The 19,615-nt window shown below is 32.9% G+C and carries 25 protein-coding genes and 1 tRNA gene; 11 read left to right on the top strand and 15 right to left on the bottom strand.

Annotated elements, in window-relative coordinates; genetic code table 11:
* Positions 1 to 22 precede the first annotated feature (22 nt).
* Positions 23 to 667 (bottom strand): HEAT repeat domain-containing protein, encoded by a 645-nt coding sequence (locus Q0P94_RS00935; protein WP_295112615.1) that lies wholly within the window; start codon positions 665 to 667, stop codon positions 23 to 25.
* 16 nt (positions 668 to 683) lie between these two features.
* Positions 684 to 1,394, bottom strand: a complete 711-nt coding sequence (locus Q0P94_RS00940) for a tRNA threonylcarbamoyladenosine dehydratase (protein WP_295112618.1) — start codon at positions 1,392 to 1,394, stop codon at positions 684 to 686.
* Between the two features lie 107 nt (positions 1,395 to 1,501).
* On the opposite strand from Q0P94_RS00940, the gene Q0P94_RS00945 reads away from it, so the two are divergent.
* Both Q0P94_RS00945 and Q0P94_RS00950 read left to right on the top strand, forming a co-directional pair.
* On the top strand, positions 1,502 to 2,254 hold the full coding sequence (locus Q0P94_RS00945) for a TatD family hydrolase (RefSeq protein WP_295112621.1): 753 nt from the start codon (positions 1,502 to 1,504) through the stop codon (positions 2,252 to 2,254).
* A 242-nt stretch (positions 2,255 to 2,496) separates the two neighbouring features.
* Positions 2,497 to 3,267 carry a V4R domain-containing protein gene (locus Q0P94_RS00950; RefSeq protein WP_295112624.1) on the top strand — a complete coding sequence of 257 codons (771 nt, stop codon included), beginning with the start codon at positions 2,497 to 2,499 and terminating at the stop codon, positions 3,265 to 3,267.
* Here Q0P94_RS00950 and cobI read toward each other — a convergent pair.
* Complete coding sequence (gene cobI / locus Q0P94_RS00955; RefSeq protein ID WP_295112628.1) at positions 3,264 to 3,968, bottom strand: precorrin-2 C(20)-methyltransferase; 705 nt, start codon at positions 3,966 to 3,968, stop codon at positions 3,264 to 3,266. The genes Q0P94_RS00950 and cobI overlap by 4 nt on opposite strands.
* A 95-nt stretch (positions 3,969 to 4,063) precedes the next feature.
* Between cobI and Q0P94_RS00960 the strand changes: the two genes are divergently transcribed.
* The gene (locus Q0P94_RS00960; RefSeq protein ID WP_295112631.1) at positions 4,064 to 5,893 is read left to right on the top strand and encodes a helicase C-terminal domain-containing protein; all 1,830 of its coding nucleotides are present in this window, start codon (positions 4,064 to 4,066) and stop codon (positions 5,891 to 5,893) included.
* 1 nt (position 5,894) lies between these two features.
* On the opposite strand, the gene Q0P94_RS00965 is transcribed toward Q0P94_RS00960, so the two are convergent.
* The 8 genes from Q0P94_RS00965 to hpt form a co-directional block, all read right to left on the bottom strand.
* Positions 5,895 to 5,968, bottom strand: a tRNA-Arg gene (locus tag Q0P94_RS00965).
* A gap of 20 nt (positions 5,969 to 5,988) precedes the next feature.
* Entirely contained in the window at positions 5,989 to 6,984 is a 996-nt protein-coding gene (locus Q0P94_RS00970; RefSeq protein WP_295112634.1) for a topoisomerase IV, read from the bottom strand.
* Between the two features lie 9 nt (positions 6,985 to 6,993).
* The gene (locus tag Q0P94_RS00975) at positions 6,994 to 7,305 is read right to left on the bottom strand and encodes a transcription factor S (RefSeq protein WP_295112637.1); all 312 of its coding nucleotides are present in this window, start codon (positions 7,303 to 7,305) and stop codon (positions 6,994 to 6,996) included.
* A 74-nt stretch (positions 7,306 to 7,379) separates the two neighbouring features.
* Positions 7,380 to 7,802 (bottom strand): NUDIX hydrolase, encoded by a 423-nt coding sequence (locus Q0P94_RS00980; protein WP_295112640.1) that lies wholly within the window; start codon positions 7,800 to 7,802, stop codon positions 7,380 to 7,382.
* 27 nt (positions 7,803 to 7,829) lie between these two features.
* Positions 7,830 to 8,114, bottom strand: coding sequence for a DNA-directed RNA polymerase subunit L (locus Q0P94_RS00985; protein WP_367270187.1), 285 nt, complete (start codon positions 8,112 to 8,114; stop codon positions 7,830 to 7,832).
* A gap of 11 nt (positions 8,115 to 8,125) precedes the next feature.
* Positions 8,126 to 8,692, bottom strand: a complete 567-nt coding sequence (locus Q0P94_RS00990; RefSeq protein WP_295112647.1) for an exosome complex RNA-binding protein Csl4 — start codon at positions 8,690 to 8,692, stop codon at positions 8,126 to 8,128.
* 75 nt (positions 8,693 to 8,767) lie between these two features.
* Positions 8,768 to 9,772, bottom strand: coding sequence for a diphthamide biosynthesis enzyme Dph2 (gene dph2, locus Q0P94_RS00995; protein WP_295112650.1), 1,005 nt, complete (start codon positions 9,770 to 9,772; stop codon positions 8,768 to 8,770).
* A gap of 1 nt (position 9,773) precedes the next feature.
* Positions 9,774 to 10,343: a hypoxanthine/guanine phosphoribosyltransferase gene (gene hpt / locus Q0P94_RS01000; protein WP_295112653.1), complete on the bottom strand. Its 570-nt coding sequence runs from the start codon at positions 10,341 to 10,343 to the stop codon at positions 9,774 to 9,776.
* A gap of 97 nt (positions 10,344 to 10,440) precedes the next feature.
* Between hpt and Q0P94_RS01005 the strand changes: the two genes are divergently transcribed.
* The 7 genes from Q0P94_RS01005 (at position 10,441) to Q0P94_RS01035 (ending at position 16,993) form a co-directional block, all read left to right on the top strand.
* A complete protein-coding gene (locus Q0P94_RS01005; RefSeq protein ID WP_295112655.1) occupies positions 10,441 to 11,790 on the top strand; it encodes a signal recognition particle protein Srp54 in 1,350 nt (449 codons plus the stop codon).
* Position 11,791: 1 nt separating this feature from the next.
* Complete coding sequence (locus Q0P94_RS01010) at positions 11,792 to 13,000, top strand: tRNA pseudouridine(54/55) synthase Pus10 (protein ID WP_295112657.1); 1,209 nt, start codon at positions 11,792 to 11,794, stop codon at positions 12,998 to 13,000.
* A gap of 5 nt (positions 13,001 to 13,005) precedes the next feature.
* The gene (gene moaC, locus Q0P94_RS01015) at positions 13,006 to 13,473 is read left to right on the top strand and encodes a cyclic pyranopterin monophosphate synthase MoaC (protein ID WP_295112660.1); all 468 of its coding nucleotides are present in this window, start codon (positions 13,006 to 13,008) and stop codon (positions 13,471 to 13,473) included.
* Between the two features lie 69 nt (positions 13,474 to 13,542).
* On the top strand, positions 13,543 to 13,704 hold the full coding sequence (locus tag Q0P94_RS01020) for a preprotein translocase subunit Sec61beta (RefSeq protein WP_295112664.1): 162 nt from the start codon (positions 13,543 to 13,545) through the stop codon (positions 13,702 to 13,704).
* A 49-nt stretch (positions 13,705 to 13,753) separates the two neighbouring features.
* Complete coding sequence (gene hisF, locus Q0P94_RS01025) at positions 13,754 to 14,578, top strand: imidazole glycerol phosphate synthase subunit HisF (protein ID WP_295112667.1); 825 nt, start codon at positions 13,754 to 13,756, stop codon at positions 14,576 to 14,578.
* Positions 14,575 to 15,489: a DNA glycosylase gene (locus Q0P94_RS01030; protein WP_295112670.1), complete on the top strand. Its 915-nt coding sequence runs from the start codon at positions 14,575 to 14,577 to the stop codon at positions 15,487 to 15,489. Before hisF ends, Q0P94_RS01030 begins: the two co-directional genes overlap by 4 nt.
* Positions 15,490 to 15,625: 136 nt before the next feature.
* Positions 15,626 to 16,993, top strand: a complete 1,368-nt coding sequence (locus Q0P94_RS01035; RefSeq protein ID WP_295112673.1) for an MFS transporter — start codon at positions 15,626 to 15,628, stop codon at positions 16,991 to 16,993.
* On the opposite strand, the gene Q0P94_RS01040 is transcribed toward Q0P94_RS01035, so the two are convergent.
* The 4 genes from Q0P94_RS01040 to Q0P94_RS01055 form a co-directional block, all read right to left on the bottom strand.
* Complete coding sequence (locus Q0P94_RS01040; RefSeq protein ID WP_295112675.1) at positions 16,985 to 17,224, bottom strand: hypothetical protein; 240 nt, start codon at positions 17,222 to 17,224, stop codon at positions 16,985 to 16,987. The genes Q0P94_RS01035 and Q0P94_RS01040 overlap by 9 nt on opposite strands.
* 20 nt (positions 17,225 to 17,244) lie before the next feature.
* Positions 17,245 to 17,403 (bottom strand): hypothetical protein, encoded by a 159-nt coding sequence (locus Q0P94_RS01045; protein WP_295112678.1) that lies wholly within the window; start codon positions 17,401 to 17,403, stop codon positions 17,245 to 17,247.
* Complete coding sequence (locus tag Q0P94_RS01050) at positions 17,393 to 17,800, bottom strand: hypothetical protein (protein ID WP_295112681.1); 408 nt, start codon at positions 17,798 to 17,800, stop codon at positions 17,393 to 17,395. The genes Q0P94_RS01045 and Q0P94_RS01050 overlap by 11 nt, the downstream gene beginning before the upstream one ends.
* 134 nt (positions 17,801 to 17,934) lie before the next feature.
* On the bottom strand, positions 17,935 to 18,366 hold the full coding sequence (locus tag Q0P94_RS01055) for a peptidylprolyl isomerase (protein ID WP_295112684.1): 432 nt from the start codon (positions 18,364 to 18,366) through the stop codon (positions 17,935 to 17,937).
* A gap of 71 nt (positions 18,367 to 18,437) precedes the next feature.
* On the opposite strand from Q0P94_RS01055, the gene Q0P94_RS01060 reads away from it, so the two are divergent.
* The gene (locus Q0P94_RS01060; RefSeq protein WP_295112686.1) at positions 18,438 to 19,598 is read left to right on the top strand and encodes an acetylornithine transaminase; all 1,161 of its coding nucleotides are present in this window, start codon (positions 18,438 to 18,440) and stop codon (positions 19,596 to 19,598) included.
* Positions 19,599 to 19,615 lie beyond the last annotated feature (17 nt).

Genomic DNA, 19,615 nt, shown 5'->3' on the forward strand with positions numbered 1-19,615 from the left:
AATGATGGAATCAGTGGCTCAATTAGCTATTTTGATGTTTTTTCAATGCGTTTTTTGTTATTCTAACCGCACCACTGCAATGAATGCGAACAGTGGAATTTTCATCATTTTCTGCAATACATTCTAATTTTTCTAAGTAAGGAATCACATAGTCTGGTTTTTGTTTCCCAATTACTCTAAACATTTCGGGGGATTCTATCCTAACCTTTTCACTAGAATCCGAAATCATATCATAAAAGATTTCCAGTTTTTCACAAAACATCTCTGGTGCGTTTGAAGCTATATTTTCACAGGCCCATATAAATGCATGCCTGACGTTCTCAGATTCATCATATCTCATTTCCATTAATTTTTCCAAATGTGGAGTTATTAGGTTTTTGTTTGCCCTGCATATTCTTCCTATTGCATTGGCAGACCTTTCCCGCAGTTTTGCATTTGTATTGTTCAAGTAACTGGCAATTTTTTCAATGTGGCATTCAATTTCTGCAGGATATTTCAGTCCCATCTCTCCAAGAAGCCACAGTGCTTTTGCTTTTATCTCAATGGAATAATTTTCACTCAATTTAGATGCGACATCATCAATGTTTGTTTTCCAGCATTCTCTGTTTTTTTGAATATCTCTTAATTCTTTCAGAATATCTTTATCATCACTTGACATCTTATTCATCTCTTGAACTTTTGAATTATTTGCCTGCAATGTCTTTAATCACTTCGCCTGCAATTATCAATCCCGCAACAGACGGAACAAAAGAAACGCTGCCCTTCACTTTAAATTTCCTATCCTGGTTAATAACATGGTCGTTTGTGTTTATTGGATGTTCTTTGGAATAGACTACTTTCAATTTTTCTATATTTCTCTTTCTAAGGTCTTTTTTCATTATTCTTGCAAGCGGGCACACAGAGGTTTCATAAATGTCTGCAACTTCGAACATTGTTGGATCCAATTTGTTGCCTGTACCCATTGATGAAATAACAGGAACTTCAAGGGCATCACATTTACATATTACTGCAATCTTGGCCATAATAGTATCCACGCAATCAACTGCATATGACAGGTCTTCTGTAAGGATGTCGGTTTTAGAATCAGCCATATAAAACTCCTTATAGACTTCAACATTTGCATTCGGGTTGATATCCAAGATTCTTTCCTTCATTAAATCAACCTTATATCTGCCGATAGTTTTTGTTGTTGCAATCAGTTGCCTGTTGATGTTGCTTTCATCTATCTTATCATAGTCCACCAAAATAAAATTTCCAATTCCGCTTCTTGCAAGTCCTTCACAAACAAATGAGCCTACTCCACCAATACCAAAAACAGCAACTTTGGCATTGTTTAGTTTTTCCATTCCCTCATTTTCAATTAACATTTCTGTTCTTGAAAATTTATTATCCATATCTGCACACCAAAAATTTAATTTAATTTAATTTATTATATAATTATTGAAGTCAGAATAATAAAAACTTATGCAAATAGATTTCATATCTTTTAATGAGGATTTTCATGATAATAGATACACATTGCCATATTTATAATAGTGAAATGGAAAATGCAGAGGAAATTATAAGGCAAGCCGCAGAAAATGATATATATCTGATTTTGAATGGCACAGACCCTCTAAGCAATCGGGAAATATTGGAATTGTCCGATAAATATGAAAATGTTTATGCTGCATTGGGATATTTTTATTCTTTTGCAGATGAAATTACTGATGAGGATATTTCTTTATTGGATAATCAACTTGGCAATGATAAAGTAATTGCTGTGGGTGAAATAGGACTTGACTATTATCATACAAAGGATAATAAGGCTAATCAAAAGGAATTATTTGACAAGATGTTGGTTCTTGCTGAAAAACATGATTTGCCGGTAATAGTTCATTCTAGAAAATCAATACAGGATACCTATGACATGTTGAAAATGCATGATGTAGTTGGGTCTATGCATTGTTACCAGGGTTCAGCTGAAATGGCGGAGCAATTTATCAAACTGGGTTTCTATATGGGAATAGGAGGACCGATTACTCACACCAACAATAAGAAAATAAGAAAAATGGCGAGAAAAATAGGCATTGATAATATGCTTGTAGAAACAGATTCTCCATATTTGCCTCCGGAACAAAAAAAAGGTGAAAAAAACACTTCATTAAATCTGAAATATATAACAAGAGGGATAGCCGAAGAATTGGGCATGTCAGAAGAGGATGTCATTGAAATAACCTCAAAAAATGCAAAAAAATTGTTTAAGATAATGTGAATGATTTCTAATTATTAAGTTCTGAAAAATTAGTTTTAGTTATAATTTTTCGGTGAAGATAGTTAATTATACGAACTATTTTATATGTCCTAAAACGAACAGTTCGTATTATTTCTTTTTATTTCTTTTTATAATGTTCAAATTTATTTCAATAATTATATACAATATACTAATTTTTAATTTTTAGATATATTTATTAACTAATGATTTAAAATATATTTGTATAATTGGGAGATTTTATCATGAAAGAACAAAAACCGATCCAAATTTTTTCAAATTTTGATGAGAAAATTGGTGTAAATGTAATCAAAAGTCCTGTAAAACTTACTATTTTGGAAATGCTTAGAGATAGTGACATGGAATTTGATGAAATCGTTAATAACACTGGTAAATCTAAATCTACCGTTTCAGTTCATTTGAAAAGTTTAAGGGAAAATGGAATCATATCATATAGGGTTCATCCAGTAGATAACAGAAAGAAAATATTTTATTTAAATTCCAAATATATAGGATCTGTAAATATTGCTGAGCCAAAAGAGATTAAGGAAACCCAAGCGGACTATCTAATTGAAAATCTTGTTGATGATGATGCTGAATTTTCAACATTGCTTTTCCATACCTTAAAATCAATGCTTATTCAGGAAGGAATAAATATTGACCCTATTTTACAATCAACAGGAAATTGTATCGGTAATTCAATTTTTGGAAAGTTATATGATGATGATTTAGATATTTTCATGAGAAATATTGCTACATTTTGGGAAAATAAGGGTTTAGGTAGACTTTCATTTGAAGTAGGTCAAATTATTCGAATAACTACTTTTGATTGTTTTGAATGTGAACTGTTACCTAGAACAGGAAAACCAGCATGTTTTTTAGACACTGGAATTTTTGAAGCATTATTTACACAATACTTCAAACTGCCAGTCAGTGTAATTGAAACCCAATGTTACACTATGGGTGATGAAAAATGTGTTTTTGAGGTAGAACCTCTGCCAATTAAAAATTATTAATCATCCCCAAATTTGATAACGGTTGTTGTAAGATAAGGTTTTTCATTAGAAAATCCTTCAATAATCTTTTCATTTTCTCTAGTACAGTTTTGCACTGAATAAATTTCCTTAGGTCTATTTTTTTCTTCGATAGTGTTTTCTAGTTTACTGGTGTTTCTTGAAGCTTTCATGAGGACAATTGAATCACTGTATTCTAAGATTTCTTCTAGTCTATCATCAATTTTAGGTACGATTGTTAAAATTTGGTTTTGTTCTACAAGAGCTTTGTTACGAGCTGCCGCACAAGCAGTAAATGAAGTAATTCCAGGAATTGTTTCGATTTCATATCTTCCAGCTAATTTTCTTTGCACATAAGAATAAGTACTAAAAATTGAACTGTCTCCAAGAGTAATGAATGCTACATCCCTTCCGCTATCCAAGTACTGTGCAATCATTTCGGACGCACTGGTCCAAACTTTTTCAAGTTCATCTTTATCCTCAATCATTGGAAATATTGGTTCTACACGCATTAGTCTTTTGTAATCTTTTCTTTTTTCAATAATTGGTCTAACGATTGATAATGCAATACTTTCTTTTTCTTTTGAGGATTTTGGTGAGAAAATAACTGGCACTGTTTCTAATACTTTTACAGCTTTTAAAGTTAATAGTTCAGTATCTCCCGGTCCAACACCAATTCCAATCAATTTTCCTTTTTTTGCCATATAATCACTTTATTTAAGAATTATTCTCTTTGATATTAATTTTTCAATTTCTCTTTCTATAATTTATTTATAGTATATTAACTAATATAATGTTAATGTCTAATTCTATGTTTTGTCCAAATTGCGGTATGCTTAAAAGTAATTGTACTTGTAAAACTACAAGTAAAAATGAATCTAACGGTCCAACTACTTTATTTAGTTTTTCTAAAAAAAGGACTTCTTCAATTTTAGATGATGAGATTCCTGAAGTCTATTCTGTTGATGACCATAAGTTGGATGAGGGAACATCAGCTTACTTAAAGGAACTTTATCCTCATATAGATGATGTGATTATAGAGAATTTTCCTTTTGAACAGCCTAGATTAGGTCAGCTGGAGATAATTCAGGATATTAATAATGCAATAAAAAAAGGATATAAGTATATTATTCTTGAAGCTGGCACAGGTACCGGTAAATCAGCAATAGCAACCACTCTTGCTAAAATGTATGAATCTGCATATATTTTAACCATGACAAAACAACTGCAGTCTCAGTACTCTGATGAGTTTGATTTTCCTTTAGTTAAAGGAAGGGGTAATTTTGCATGTTTGAATGATAATCTGGAAACTACCTGTGATATGGGTACATGTAAAACAACTCCAACTAACAGCAATTTCTTTTGCCAATACGGTGTTGCTAAAAATCCGACATTGGATGCGGAACTTGCTTTTGAGGATTCATTTGGAGGATCAGTATTTTATCAGTCCGGAAGTCATTGCCACTATTGGAATCAGAAAGCCAATGCAATCAACTCTCCAATTACTTTAATGAACTATGATTATGCAATAGTTGAACTGAATTATGTAAAACATTTCGGCACACGTTCTTTACTGATTTTAGACGAGGCACACAACATAGAAAACAAATTAATGGCCACAATGGAAGTCACTTTGTATAATAGGGTTCTTGAAAAGGATATCAACAAAGCTATATCTAAAGAGACATTGAAAGATGGGGAGCTTGAAGACTGGAAAATGGAAATTGAGGCTATATGTGATAGTTACGAAGATATTGATTTGAAGGAAGTAACCAAAAACAAAGCGGATAGAATAAGATCAACAATTTCCAGATTAAAAAGTCTTAGAAATAACCTTGAAAAAGAGCCTAAAAATTGGGTTATTGACAATGACGAGTTCGGCGTCACATTCAAGCCGTTAAGGGTTCATCATTATGCTAAAAATAATTTGTTGAAATATGGTGATGTTGTTATTTTTATGAGTGCAACCATTCTTTCCCATAAGATGTTTGCAAAATGGTTAGGATTAAATCCTGCTGAAGTTTATCATATTAAAGTTGACAGCCCATTCACTAAGGAAAAACGACCTATCATTCTTAATTTGGCAGGAAAGATGTCTGCCAACAGAATTAAAAAAACAGCTCCAAAGACTATTCCTATTTTGCAGGAGATTTTGAAAAAGCATGAAGGCGACAAAGGTTTGATTCATACTCACAGTTATAAATGTCAACAGTATATTACCCGTAATTTAAATAATTCCCGTTTAATATCTCACACACCACAAAATAGGGAACAGATATTGAATTTCTTTGAAAAAGATGAAAATCCCTTGGTACTGATTTCACCATCCATGAGTGAAGGTGTTGATTTGCCGTATGATAAGTGCAGGTTTCAAATTATCTACAAAATGCCCTTCCCTTATTTGGGTGATAAGCAGGTAAACATGAGAATGAAGCGAGATAAAAAATGGTATGCATATAAAACAGTAATGACTCTTATGCAGGCGTATGGTCGTGGAATGAGGGCTGAAGACGACTCATGTTATACCTACATTATTGACAGTGATATAAATATGTTGTTTAAAAGTCCAATGTATAGGTCACTGATACCTGACTTCTTTAAGGAAGCTGTTGTTAGGGTTAAAAATTAAGCGGACCTGGAGGGATTTGAACCCCCGATCTCAGGATCCGAAGTCCTGCGTCATTCCTGACTAGACCACAGGCCCTTAAAATAAAATTAAAAAAGTTATTCCTTTTTATTTTCTTCTTGAGAATCAATAGAAATTATAGGAATATCTTCAATGCCTTCAACTTCAGCGAAAATATCATCAATAGATTCGTTATCAAGTTTTACTTTTTCATATTCTATTTCTTCGATTTCCTCTGTTGTCAAACCTTTTCTTTCAGCAGGTTTTTCACGTGCTGGAGGAATATCATCGATATTTTCTTGTGGTGTGGTTTTAGGTTTAGAATTAGATTTTGATTTTTTGAAAGTATTTTTTAAATCACCGAATTTAAATTCTCCTATTTTGAAGGATTCCTTATCTAATGGAATGTTGCTTTTAGGTATGATATTTTCATCCTCTTTTTCCATTTTTTCGGTTTTAATATCATTTTCATTATCAAGTGAGTCAATACTATTCGAAATATTCTCCAACGGATTTTTCAATCCAATAACTTTGTATAATCCGTAGATTAATAGTAATAAACCAAAAACAATAAAAATTACTGTGATAAAACTACTTTCTCCTGAAATAACATTATCTACTATTCTTTCACTACGGGAACTGTAAACAATTGCTCCGATTACGATTAATATTAAACCTAAAACTGTACTTACTATGCCTAAAACTGGAGTTCTGCCAATTTTGGCATTAATGACATTGTCAAAGTTTTCACTTATTTCTCCTACAATTATATCGTCATCGAATTCTTCATCTGAATCTAAATTTTCTTCGTTTAATTGATTTTCACTTTCTTTTGGTGTTTTAATCAAAAAGTCTTCATCAATAGGATTTTCTTCTAAATTAATAGCATTGTTATCATCATTGTCTGGATGATAGATGAATTCATCATCAATTTCTAAATCTCCATAATCACGGGTATTTTCATTAAGATAGTCAATTAATTCACTATCTTCTTCAATATCCTCATATTTGATACCTTCTTCTTCATCTTTCACGGTATCAATCATATCTTTGAGATTAGAAATTCTATGCTCTTTTTCTTTAGAATCTTTCATATAAAAACCTCAGTCGTATTCTCTCCAAGTATATTTGCACTCAGTACAAGTAAAGAAACGTGTAGGTGCTTCATCAGCACTACGGGTTTGTTTTATTTCATAATAAGCTTTATCATTTCCACATTCTGGGCAAACTTCAGTGGTGGTTGGACGAACATCTGATTCGTCTCCGAGCACTTTGACATTTTCACTTTCTTTTATATCTCTGGAGACTTCATATTCATTATTATTGGATAATGATTTTTCATGTCCGCATGAATTACATTTTAATATTCCCTCTTTTGGAAGCATCATTGCTCCACATTCAGGACAAAATTCCATTTAACTCCTCCTTAAAAAGATTCATAATCTTCTTTAAATTGTAATATTTTTTTCAATATATTTAAATATATACCTTAAAAAGTAGTTTTAGCTTTGTTTAAACAATCTTTTATAATTTTATCATGGTCAAAAGCAAGATTGATTTCATTTAGTTTTTCAACTGAAAAGATGCCAATATCTTTTGCATCACTGCTGGCATGCATATTGTTCATATCTCCGGTAGCTATGTAAGCTATGGATATTGTATGACCTCTACTATCTCTATTGGGGTCAGAATATACGTTCACTAATCCTTTTAAGTTTACATCAATATTAGTTTCTTCTTTAGCTTCTCTAATAGCCGCATTTTCCACAGTTTCACCGTATTCTACGAATCCTCCGGGTAATGCCCAGTAATTTTTAAAAGGGTCATTATCCCTTTTAATTAAAATGAAGTTAAGATTCTCATCAAAAATGAATATATCTGTAGTTAGTGAAGGGATTTTATATTCTGTCATTAAATCACAATAAAAATAATGGTGAAGCTATAAAGCTTCGTCAATAAGTTTTTTAAATTCTGAACTTTCTTTTTGAAGTTCTTCAGCTGCTTTTTTCAATACTTTCCTTGGTCTTTTTCCTCTTTTTGTTTTAATAGTCATTTCTGGTTTTCCAGTAAGAGGGTGATCGATATTATAAACAGCATATTCAACATCAGGGTCTTGCATCAAAATGTGTCTGAGTGCATTGAAAACACCGTGACTTTCATCTTCTACTCTAAATGTTAATTCTAATGTTTTTTCTTCAATAATTTTAAAATTTTCTTCCATTATATCAACCTTAATTAATTAACATAGTTTTTAGAAACTTTTCTTTTTTCTTTTTTATTACATGAATTACATTGAAGTTCATTTTGCTTTTTTGTGGTGTGCATGTAATCTCTGCAGCGTGTACACATAGCTTTTAGGACTCCACAATCATCGTCTACAGTACCTAAATCAACATTATCTCCAGTAATTTTAACTACTTTAGCTTGAACTATGTCTCCTATTCTAAAAGCATCAGATAATTTTTCCAAGTAGTCTTTTTTTGCTTGTGATATGTGGATAGCACCCATATATGGTAATGCCAATGGCCTTGCATTGTCTTTGATACATTCAATATTTACATTAGCTCTTTGAGGTTTAATGTCGGTTATTTGTCCGTAGATTATGTCTCCAACTTTTAATAAAGCAGGTTTTGCGTCGGATTCAACAGATATAACCTTCATTTTTTGATTAATTTTAACATTACCAAGTACTGATGATTTTATTTCACCATTGTCATCGTAAGTACCTTCTCCTGGCAGATACTGTTCTATGATTCCTAATTTATCTCCAGGCATTACAATTTGTTCCTCTTCTATACTCATATTAAAATCACCAAAATAAAGATTTGATAAAAATTTTTATTTAATATAATAATTTTATTTATATTACTATTTAAATTATTTGTATCTTTCATGGAATAATATTTCGTCTAACTGATAGTTTTCCCATTCTCTTTTGTTCAATACGATTTCTAACTCTTGTGGTGTTAATAATGGCTTTTTATACATTTGTGAATCATCTATAGCTATTCGAGGACATGCACTAACAACAAATGCCTCCAATTCCATATAAGGTAAAAGCACATCCGGATTAACATTGTCCATTAAGAGTATATATGCTTCCATTCCTTTTTCTTCAAGAATTTTTTTTATTTCCTTTGCAAGTTTCATCCGATATTGTCCTTCTTTGGAAGATACGATGATTCCCCATTTTTTAGCACTTCTTGCCTTGGTTATTCTTGCAAATCTTATCCTTAAAATTCTGTCTGCATACTCGTCCATTCTTCTAAGTTCATTGTTGTAAGGATCTAGTGCCAGTACAGGTGTATTTGAAAATAGATTAATTCCTAACGGATGAAAATTGCCGCTGCCTATGAACAGAAATATTTCAGCATCCAGATTTTTGATGGAAGAGAAATTGCATCCCAAAACCTGTCCTTTCCGGGTTGATTTTGATGAACCGAGCACGACTTCTTTGCCGTTATCTTCTAGATAATCTTTTATTTCATTTAAAAGATGTAAATGTTGTGTTGTTGTTACTAAAGCTACTTTAGAATAATCTTTTAGAGCATCTAAACATTTTTCTAAATCTTTTTTGATATCAATTTTTGCAAATGCTTCAATAAAAATTGTAGGAACTTCATATTTTAGGGGAAGCGGTGTATGTCCGTAATGCACAATCAAATCAACTGAACCTTTCATTTTATAGTCGCTTACATCACATGCTCCAAAACACGGATCGCCTGAAATGATAACTGTGGCATCGGTTTCATCTTCAATTTTTCGTGCAATTTTCACGGCCTGCATTTTCAGTCCTTCCGGAAATTGAAGGCCTACTGTTTCTACATTTTTGGAGTTGATTTTACGGATTACTCTGTCTAAATCCATATCGTACATTGACATTTTAATCTTCGATTGTTTTTTCAATTACTACTTTTCCATCAATTACGTCTAATTTTACAATAGACAATACCTCTACGTTGGTTTCATTTTCAACTATTTCTTTTCCTTTTCCCTTTTCAATAACGGCAACAACAGACTTGATGTCTAAGCCCATGTCTTCTAAAGTTTTTATCAATGCAATTAGGGTTCCGCCGGTACTTACCACATCATCGATGAGAAGAATTTTTTCTCCTTCATGCAAATCATTAACATAAAGGTTTGATGAGCCGTATCCTGTTTTCTGATAAACTTCCTTTTCTCCTTCGAGACCATATTGTCTTTTACGTATAACGACAAATGGAATGTCGGTTGTCAAGGATAGTGCAGTAGCTAAATGGATTCCCATAGCTTCAACAGCAACAATTTTATCAATATTTAAATCAGCATGTTTATAAACTGCTAAAGATAATTCTCTAAGCATTTTTGGGTCCATTGCTGGTACGCCGTCACTAATTGGATTTACAAAGTAATTGTAATCTCCTTTCTTCACAATAGGGGATGCTTCTAAAGATTTTTTTACTTCTTCTAACATAGTATCACACAAAAATTATAAAAACTTATTAAATATAAATATAATTTAATACAATTATATAATTTTGCTAAAAATGAATTTTTATTAAAGTGATAATATGGCAATGCTCGGAAGTTTAGGAGAAAATCTTACTAATACAATGAAGAAATTAGTAGGGATGTCAGTTATTGATAAAAAAACAATTAAAGAAGTTGTAAAAGATATTCAACGAGCTTTAATTCAATCTGACGTAAATATTAAATTAGTTTTAGATTTATCCAAAAAAATTGAATCAAGAGCTCTTGAAGAAGAACCTCCAAAGGGTATCACTCCAAGAGAACATGTTATAACAATTATTTATGAAGAAATGGTAAACCTACTGGGTAGCGATGCTGCAGGTTTGGACATTAATGAAAAACCTTATAAAATTTTATTCCTTGGTCTTCAGGGTTCAGGTAAGACAACCACTATAGGTAAATTATGCAGATATCTGCAGAAAAAAGGGTTCAATCCTGCTGTTGTTTGTACAGACACATGGAGGCCTGCTGCTTATGAGCAGTTAAGGCAACTTACAGAAGAAATGGATGTTCCATTGTATGGGGATCCAAATAATAAGGATGCTTTGGATCTGGCACAGAAAGGTTTGCAGGAGTTCAAAAACAGAAAAGTTATTATTTTCGATACAGCAGGTAGGCATAAGCAGGAAGAGGACCTGATTGCTGAAATGGATGAATTGGATAATATAATCAATCCTACTGAAGCTATTCTGGTTATTGATGGAACTATCGGTCAGCAGGCTGGTGAACAGGCAAAAGCATTTTCACAAGCTACTGATATAGGTTCAATCATCATTACAAAATTGGACGGTTCAGCTAAAGGTGGAGGTGCAATGTCTGCGGTTGCAGAAACTGGTGCTCCAATTAAATTCATAGGTACTGGTGAAAGAATCGATGACTTTGAGTTATTTGATCCTCAAAGATTTATTTCAAGATTGCTTGGTATGGGAGATATCCAGTCCCTGATTGAAAAAGCTGAAGAAAATATCGATGAAGACATTGCTGAAAAGACTATGAACAATATGCTTACAGGTAAATTCACCTTGTTGGATATGAAAAACCAGTTCGAAATGATGAATAAGATGGGTCCGATGCAGCAAGTGCTGAATATGATTCCTGGTATGGGAAATAAGATTACCAAAGAAGCTTCAAAAATGACTGAGGATAAGATTGATTCTTATAAGATTATGATGTCTTCCATGACGGAAGAGGAAATGCTAAACCCAAAAATCATCAAACAGTCACGTATTCAAAGAATTGCAAGAGGATCCGGTGTTGATGAAAGTGAAGTAAAAGAACTTTTAAAATATTATAACAACACCAAAAAGACCATGAAAGGTATTGGAAAACGTGGTGGCCGTTTAGGCGGCGGAGCAATGAACCGTATGATGGGACAATTTATGAACAGATAACATGTATGAATTAGCTAAACAAATACTTGATGAAACTGATGGTAAAATCTGTAAGAATTGTCTCGGCCGCAAATTATCTAAAACAGTTGAAGGATCCAATAATATTGAAAGGGCGGATAAGATCTGCAGTGAATTTGGAATAGACTTGGATGATGTGGACTGTGTTGTTTGCGATAATCTGTTCGATAAGCTCAATGATGATTTATATAAAAAGATTGATGATAAGATTAATCAGCTGGGCGTTGAATTTGACACATTTTTAGTGGGTTCAAAAATCAGTAAGGATATTCAAAATAGAGATGAGGAATTATCTGAAAAATTAAATTTAAGTGTTGAAACTATTAAAAAGGAAGTTAATCGATTAATAGGTCTTGGCATTTGGGAAATATATGACAAGGAAGCAGAATTTGAAAGTCAGGACATAGTTTTCAATATAGACTTAATTAATGAACCTAAAGTCAGAATTCAGATTAACCCGTTATATGTTGAAGGCAAATACAATAAATTAAAACGTGGAATACCTCAAACCAAATGGCCATGTACCAAATGCAAGGGAAGAGGCTGTGAAGAGTGCAATTACACGGGCAAACAGTATCCTGAATCAGTTGAAGAATTGATTTCCGAGCATTTTTTAAAACTGACCAAAGGAAAGGAAGCCAAATTCCATGGTGCGGGCAGGGAAGATATTGACGTTTTGATGTTGGGTTCTGGTAGGCCATTTGTTTTGGAAATCAAGGAACCTAAAATTAGAAATCTTGATCTGCCATCATTAGAAAAGGAAATTAATAAGATTAATGAAGGTAAAACTTCTTATCATAATTTGCATGTTTGCCAGAGAAGAAGAAAAGCGGAAATTAAGCAATCTTCTCCGGATACATATAAGGTTTATAATGCATTTGTCAAATGTGAAAATGCATATGACAAAGATAAGCTTGAATTATTAACAGAATTCGATGAAATACATCAGCAAACTCCTTTGAGGGTTTTAAGGCGCCGTGCAGATAAGGTACGCATCAAACATGTGTTAGATTTATCTTATGAAATTGTGGATGATACAACATTTAATATGCGCATCAAAACTGAAGGCGGACTGTATATTAAAGAGTTAATTTCAGGCGATGACGGAAGAAGTCATCCTAATGTTAGTGAAGTTTTAGGAGTCACTGCAGTTTGTGAACAATTGGATGTAATTGAAGTAAGCGAGAAGTAGATATTATGGCAGATGAATTTACACATTTAACTGATAGCGGAGTACATATGGTTGAAGTTGGTGCTAAGCCGGACCAAAAAAGAAGGGCTATTGCCAGAGGTAGTATTTTTTTAGATAAACATACTGTTGATTTAATTCAAAATGAAGAAATTAAAAAGGGTAATGTACTTACCACTGCTCAAATTGCAGGAATTCAGGCAGTTAAAAATACTTCTTCAATAATTCCACTTTGTCATCCGTTGGCTTTAACTGGTATTGAACTTGATTTTGAAGTTAAGCAAACAGAAATCATAGCTACCTGTGCTGTTAATACTTTAGGTAAAACTGGAGTTGAAATGGAAGCTATTACTGGCGTTAGTGTAGCGTTGCTTACTGTATGGGACATGGTCAAGGCAGTTGAAAAAGATGAGAACGGCCAATATCCAGATACTCGTATAAGTGATATCAAGGTTATCAAAAAAGAAAAAATTTAAACTATATATACTATGAAAAAAATATTTATATACAATTATTTTAATTAATTAATTAGGAAGGAGATTACTATGGCAAAAAAGGATAATAAGATTTCTATGCCTCAGACAGGTGCAGGTTTAGTAAGATATTTTGATGAAGAAAGTGTAGGCCCAAAACTTTCTCCTGAACATGTTCTCGTTGCTACTGTTATTATAGCAATACTTTGTTTTGTTTTAAGATATTCTGCTTAAGAATATTCTATAAGCAAAAATTCACTACTTTTTTTATTATTTTGATACTATGTTAACTAAAAGAATTATTCCATGTCTAGATTGTGATTTGCAGGTTCCGGAAGGTAGGGTTGTAAAAGGTGTTGAATTTAAGGAAATCAAATATGCAGGTAATCCTGTAGATCTTGCAACACGATATTATGAAGAAGGTGCCGATGAAGTTGTAGTTTTGGATATTACTGCTTCACATGAAAGACGAGCTACCATGGCTGATGTTATTGACAGATTGACTGAAAATGTGTTTATGCCAATTTGTGTTGGTGGTGGAATAAGGAAAGTTGACGATTACATTAAAATGCTTAAAGCGGGTGCAGATAAATGCTCAACAAACACTGCGGCTATCAAAAATCCGGAACTTTTAACTGAAGCATCAAAAGTAGTCGGATCACAGGCTGTTGTAATTGGAATTGATGCAAAAAGAAGATATGTTGATCATCCTGATGATGTGCCGGATAAAACAGTTATTGAAACTGAAAAAGGTTACTGCTGGTTTGATACTAGTATTTATGGTGGTCGTGAATTCACAGGCATCGATGCTATTCAATGGGCTCAGAAATGTCAGGATTTGGGTGCCGGTGAGATTTTATTGACCAGTATGGATGGTGACGGAACTCAAAACGGATATGATATTGAGTTGAATAAAACCATTAATGATGCAGTTGATATTCCGGTAATTGCCAGTGGTGGTGTTGGTGAGCCAAAACACATTTTAGAAGTGTTTGAAAAGACTGATGTGTCAGCTGCTCTTGCAGCAAGCATATTTCATTTTAACCAATATTCAATAGGCACTGTAAAGGAATACTTGAAAGAAAATAATGTGGCTGTTCGCTTATGATTGTTGAAGCACCTATTGATTTGGAACTGACACAACTGTCCGGTCAGACTTCACAGCCTCCCTGGATGGAAGTTGATAACTGTTACAGCAATGTTGTTCTGGTTGATGGTGAGCCGGTTGTTTTTAATTTGAGGCAGGCCGGTGATTTTCTGGATTTTAATTTTAGGGGCAATGTTTCTCAAAAGAAAGCTATTTCGAAATTAAGCTATATTTTTGATTTGGATTTTGATTTGAATAAATTCTATAAATATCTGGGTAATCATGCTGAACTTGCAGAAATGTCCAAGTTCTGCAATGGTTTAAGACTATTTTTGGCACCCGATCCATTTGAGTGTATAATATCATCAATATGTTCTGCCAACAATTCCATTAAACGATGGACGAAATCAATTTCTCAGATAAAGTGTAATTGGGGAAATCAATATGGAAATTACTATACTTTTCCTCAAAGCAAGGATTTATTAAATGTATATTTGGATGAAGAACAGGAATTAAATTCATCAAATATTCAAAATATTTCAATGTGTAATAATAATCTTAAAAGTTGTGGCGTAGGATATAGAGCACCATACATGAGAATGGCATCAGAGATGTTTACAGGTGAAATTGATTTCAGGGAAATTTTTGCAATGGATTATGATGAAGCATTTGAAACAATATTGAAAGTTCCTGGAGTCGGTCCGAAGGTCGCTGATTGCATATTGCTTTATGGATTTAACTTTAGGGAAGCTTTTCCTTCTGATGTCTGGATAAAACGTATAGTTTCACATTTATATTTTGACGGAAAGGATATGAGTGTGGCCAAAGTCCGTGATTTTGGAATGGAAGAATTTGGAAATAATGCTGGATATGTACAGCTTTATTTGTTCCATTATGCAAGAAAATCCGGTTTGATGAGTAAACTAAAATAAATTTAATTTTTAGGTGCATCTTTTTTAATACATTTTTCTAAAGTTTGTAGAAATGTTATATATTGAAAGTTAGGTTCCATGAACTGTGGAATATTTTAAAAAATATATAAAGTTCATTTTTAATATATAATTATTAATGGAAAAGAAAAATTTACTTTTATTAGTTTGTACTGTATTGTCATTTTTCACGGTTTTTGCAGTCAATGCGGTGACTATTGTCATTCCATCAATTGCAGCCGAATTTCACATGAGCAATATTGTTCAAAACTGGGTAACTATCATTTTTTTACTTGTAGTGGCGATACTGTCTGTTCCGGCAGGTCAGATTTCGGGAAAATACGGTCTTAAGAAAGTTACAATCCTGAGTATAGTTTTATTTATCATTATTTCAATTGTCAATGTGCTTGTAACATCACAGGAACAATTCTTGGCCTGCAGATTGATTTTAGGCATTTCACTATCTTTTATTAATGTCACTTCGATGGCGATGATTGTTAATGCTTTCCCTCCTGAAGAACGTGGTAAGGCATTGGGTATAAATATAACTGGTGTTTATGTAGGTTTGTCATTGTCTCCTTTTATTGGAGGTGTCTTGAATTATAATTTGGGTTGGAGATCTGTAGTATTGTTCGGTGTTCCATTCCTGTTTGTAATTTTAGCTTTACTTCTAACAAGAATCGATGATGAATGGAGTTCATTTGAAAACATTCCGCTTGATATAAAAGGATCATTTGCCTATGGAATTGGAATAGTGCTTTTCATGTATGGATTCACTATTTTAAACACTCAACTGGGTATAATACTGACAGTTCTGGGCATAATAATTCTTGTGATATTCGGATTGATAGAACTGAAACAGACATATCCTGTATTTGACATAAGATTTTTCAAAAATCGCAAGTTTTTATCCTCTAATTTTGCTTCATTATGTGCATATCTGGCAACTTATGCTGTAACAACAATTTTAAACTATCACTTGCAGTATATTAAAGGATTCGATTCACAAACTGCTGGTCTGATATTGCTTGTGGCACCATTGTGTCAGGTGATTTTAGCCCCTATTGCCGGAAGATTGTCAGATAAGTTTGTTCCCCAAATTCTTGCAGCTATCGGTATGGCACTCGGAACAGTTTCGCTTGTCATGTTCTCATCTTTGGATAGCACAACATCAATGGTATTTTTAATCGTGGCGATGATAATCTATGGTATAGGTTTCGGGTTGTTCTCTCCGCCTAATACAAATGTCATCATGGGTTCCGTTCCGCCGAAAGACACATCAGTAGCATCAGCTGCAGTAGCGACAATGCGTACAGTAGGTCAGGCAATGAGTATGGGGATATTGACATTAGTATTTGCATTTGTGATGGGTGATGTTCCGATTATCGCTCAATATTATCCTTTATTGATAAGCAGCTGTCAAATAACATGCATTATTTGTGTGGTGCTATGCATTGCATCAGTATTTGCTTCATTTGTTGGAATTAAATCAGATAGTTCAAATTAATTCAATTTCCTGAAGCAATTCAAATATTTTTTTAGATTTTCTACAGCAGCGATTGTATATATGTTTTAGATTTTTAGGATTTTTGGAATCATAATCTACTGTGTTTCTGTATTTTCTTAACACATTTAATCTTTGGCTTATCCGGGCACCAATATTGTTTTTATTTAATTTTTCATGTTTTTTAAAGGTGAATCTGGTTTCATGATGGATCCTACCTGATGTGGACCTCATAATTTCTTCATTATATGGATTTAAAATAGTTCATGGTTTAAAATATAATCTCTAGATTCTAAAAAGGAGGAATAATAAAATCTTCCAATTCCTGTTCTCGTTTTTGCAATATCTTCTTCAGATTTATATGATTCGGCAAGTTTAAAATAATCATGCCAATCGAAATCATTATTCTTCATAAGGCTCCACCAGAATTATGTATTCAATATCTGTTTTTGGATATCTGTCAATGATTCTATCGCTGATTAAGTCTTCTTTTAGGAGTAATGTTTTTTCATCCGATGTGGAATAGATTACTATTTCAAGGATTTTTTCATGGGGATCTGTTTCTTTCAAGAAATCCAGTGTAAGTTCATTATAGGATAACTCTTCGGATATAATTTCAGGTAAATTTAAAATAATGTTTTTCATTTCAATGTCTTTTGAAATAAACTTTTCAATCAACTCTGAATTTGAAGAGGGAAATTTAAAGTATTTTTTTAGTGTTTCATAAAGATTTGGGATTATTTTTACCTCATTTAATGAACTTTTATGAGGAATTTGCATTTCTAGTTTTTGCTCGTAAAATTGTTTCATATTTAAACCTCTGGATTTTAATTTAAATCTAATTATAGTATGGTGAGAGGTTTATTTATAGTTAACTTTAATTTAACATCAATTTTACAAATTTAAAGCAATTTAAAATAAAAAAAGAAAATTGAAAGATGTAATTATCTTTCTTCGACGGTCACTCTGTTCATTACATCTCCCTGTTGGATTGCATTTACAACATCCTGACCTTTGATAACTTGACCGAATACTGTGTGAACACCGTCTAAGTGTGGTTGTGGACAATGGGTAATGAAGAATTGGCTTCCTCCAGTGTCTTTACCAGCATGTGCCATGGATAATGCACCGGTACCGTGTTTGTGTGGGTTTCCTTCGGTTTCACATTTTATGGTGTAACCTGGTCCGCCGGTACCGTTTCCGTTTGGACATCCACCTTGAATTACAAAGTTAGGAATTACTCTGTGGAAAGTTAATCCGTCGTAAAATCCTTCTTTGATTAATTTTTCAAAGTTGGCTACAGTTCCAGGTGCTTCATTAGGAAACAGTTCAAGTTCTATATTTCCTTTGTCAGTTTCGATTGTTGCGACTTTCATTTTATCACCTATTTTTAAATAATATTAATATTATAAATATTAATGATTAAATAGTTTATGGAGGTTTTTATATGAATACTAAAGAACTTATAGAGATTGAAGATGAATACTTTATTAATACGTTTACAAGACAACCAATTGTATTGGACCATGGTGATGGTGTAAAAGTCACTGATATTGATGGAAATGAATATATGGATATGTTTGCAGGGATTGCTGTAAACTGTTTAGGTCACAATCACCCAAAACTTGTAAAAGCAATTCAAGAACAGGCAGAAAAACTAATTCATATTTCCAGTATTTATTATAATGAACCTGCTTTAATTTATGCAAAAAGACTGATTGATAAAACTCACTTTGATAGAATATTCTATTCAAACAGTGGTGCTGAAGCAAATGAGGGAGCTATTAAGTTAGCTGTCAAATACACTGGTAAAAGTGAAGTCATATCAACTGTAGATTCATTCCACGGAAGAACAATAATGACTCTTGCAGCAACAGGTCATGATGAATATCACGAACCATTCAAACAAATAATGCCAAAAGGTTTCATTAATGTCCCATATAATGATATTGAAGCTATTAAAGAAGCAATAACTGATGAAACTGCTGCCATTATTGTTGAACCTGTACAGGGTGAAGGTGGAGTAAATATTCCTGATGCTGATTATTTAAAAGAAATTCAAAAGATTTGTAATGAAAAAAACATTGTATTCATTGTGGATGAAGTGCAAACAGGATTTGGAAGATGCGGAACATTATTTGCTCATGAACTATTTGATGTTAAACCTGATATCATGACAATGGCTAAGGGTATCGGTGGAGGAGTTCCAATGGGTGGAATTCTTGCAACTGAAAAAGTGGCCAGTGCGTTTGTACCTGGTGATCACGGTACCACTTTCGGAGGAGGACCATTAGTTGCAGCAGCAGCAAATGCAGTCCTTGACGTATTTGAATCAGATAACATATTGGACAATGTAAATGAAGTCGGTGACTACTTTATCTCCGAGTTAAAAAAATTAGACAAAGACATAATTGCCGATGTAAGAGGTAAAGGATTAATGGTCGGTATTGAATTGACCAAACCTGGTGCTGAATATGTGGACAAACTTCGCGAAGCAGGATTTTTAATTAACTGTACTGCCGGCAATGTTTTAAGATTAGTGCCACCATTAATAATTACAAAAGAAGAAATTGACGAATTTGTAAAAGCTTTAGATGAAATATTATAGTTAAATAATCTTTTGGA

This window comes from uncultured Methanobrevibacter sp. (genome assembly GCF_946184425.1).
In the GTDB taxonomy this organism is placed as follows: Archaea; Methanobacteriota; Methanobacteria; order Methanobacteriales; family Methanobacteriaceae; genus Methanocatella.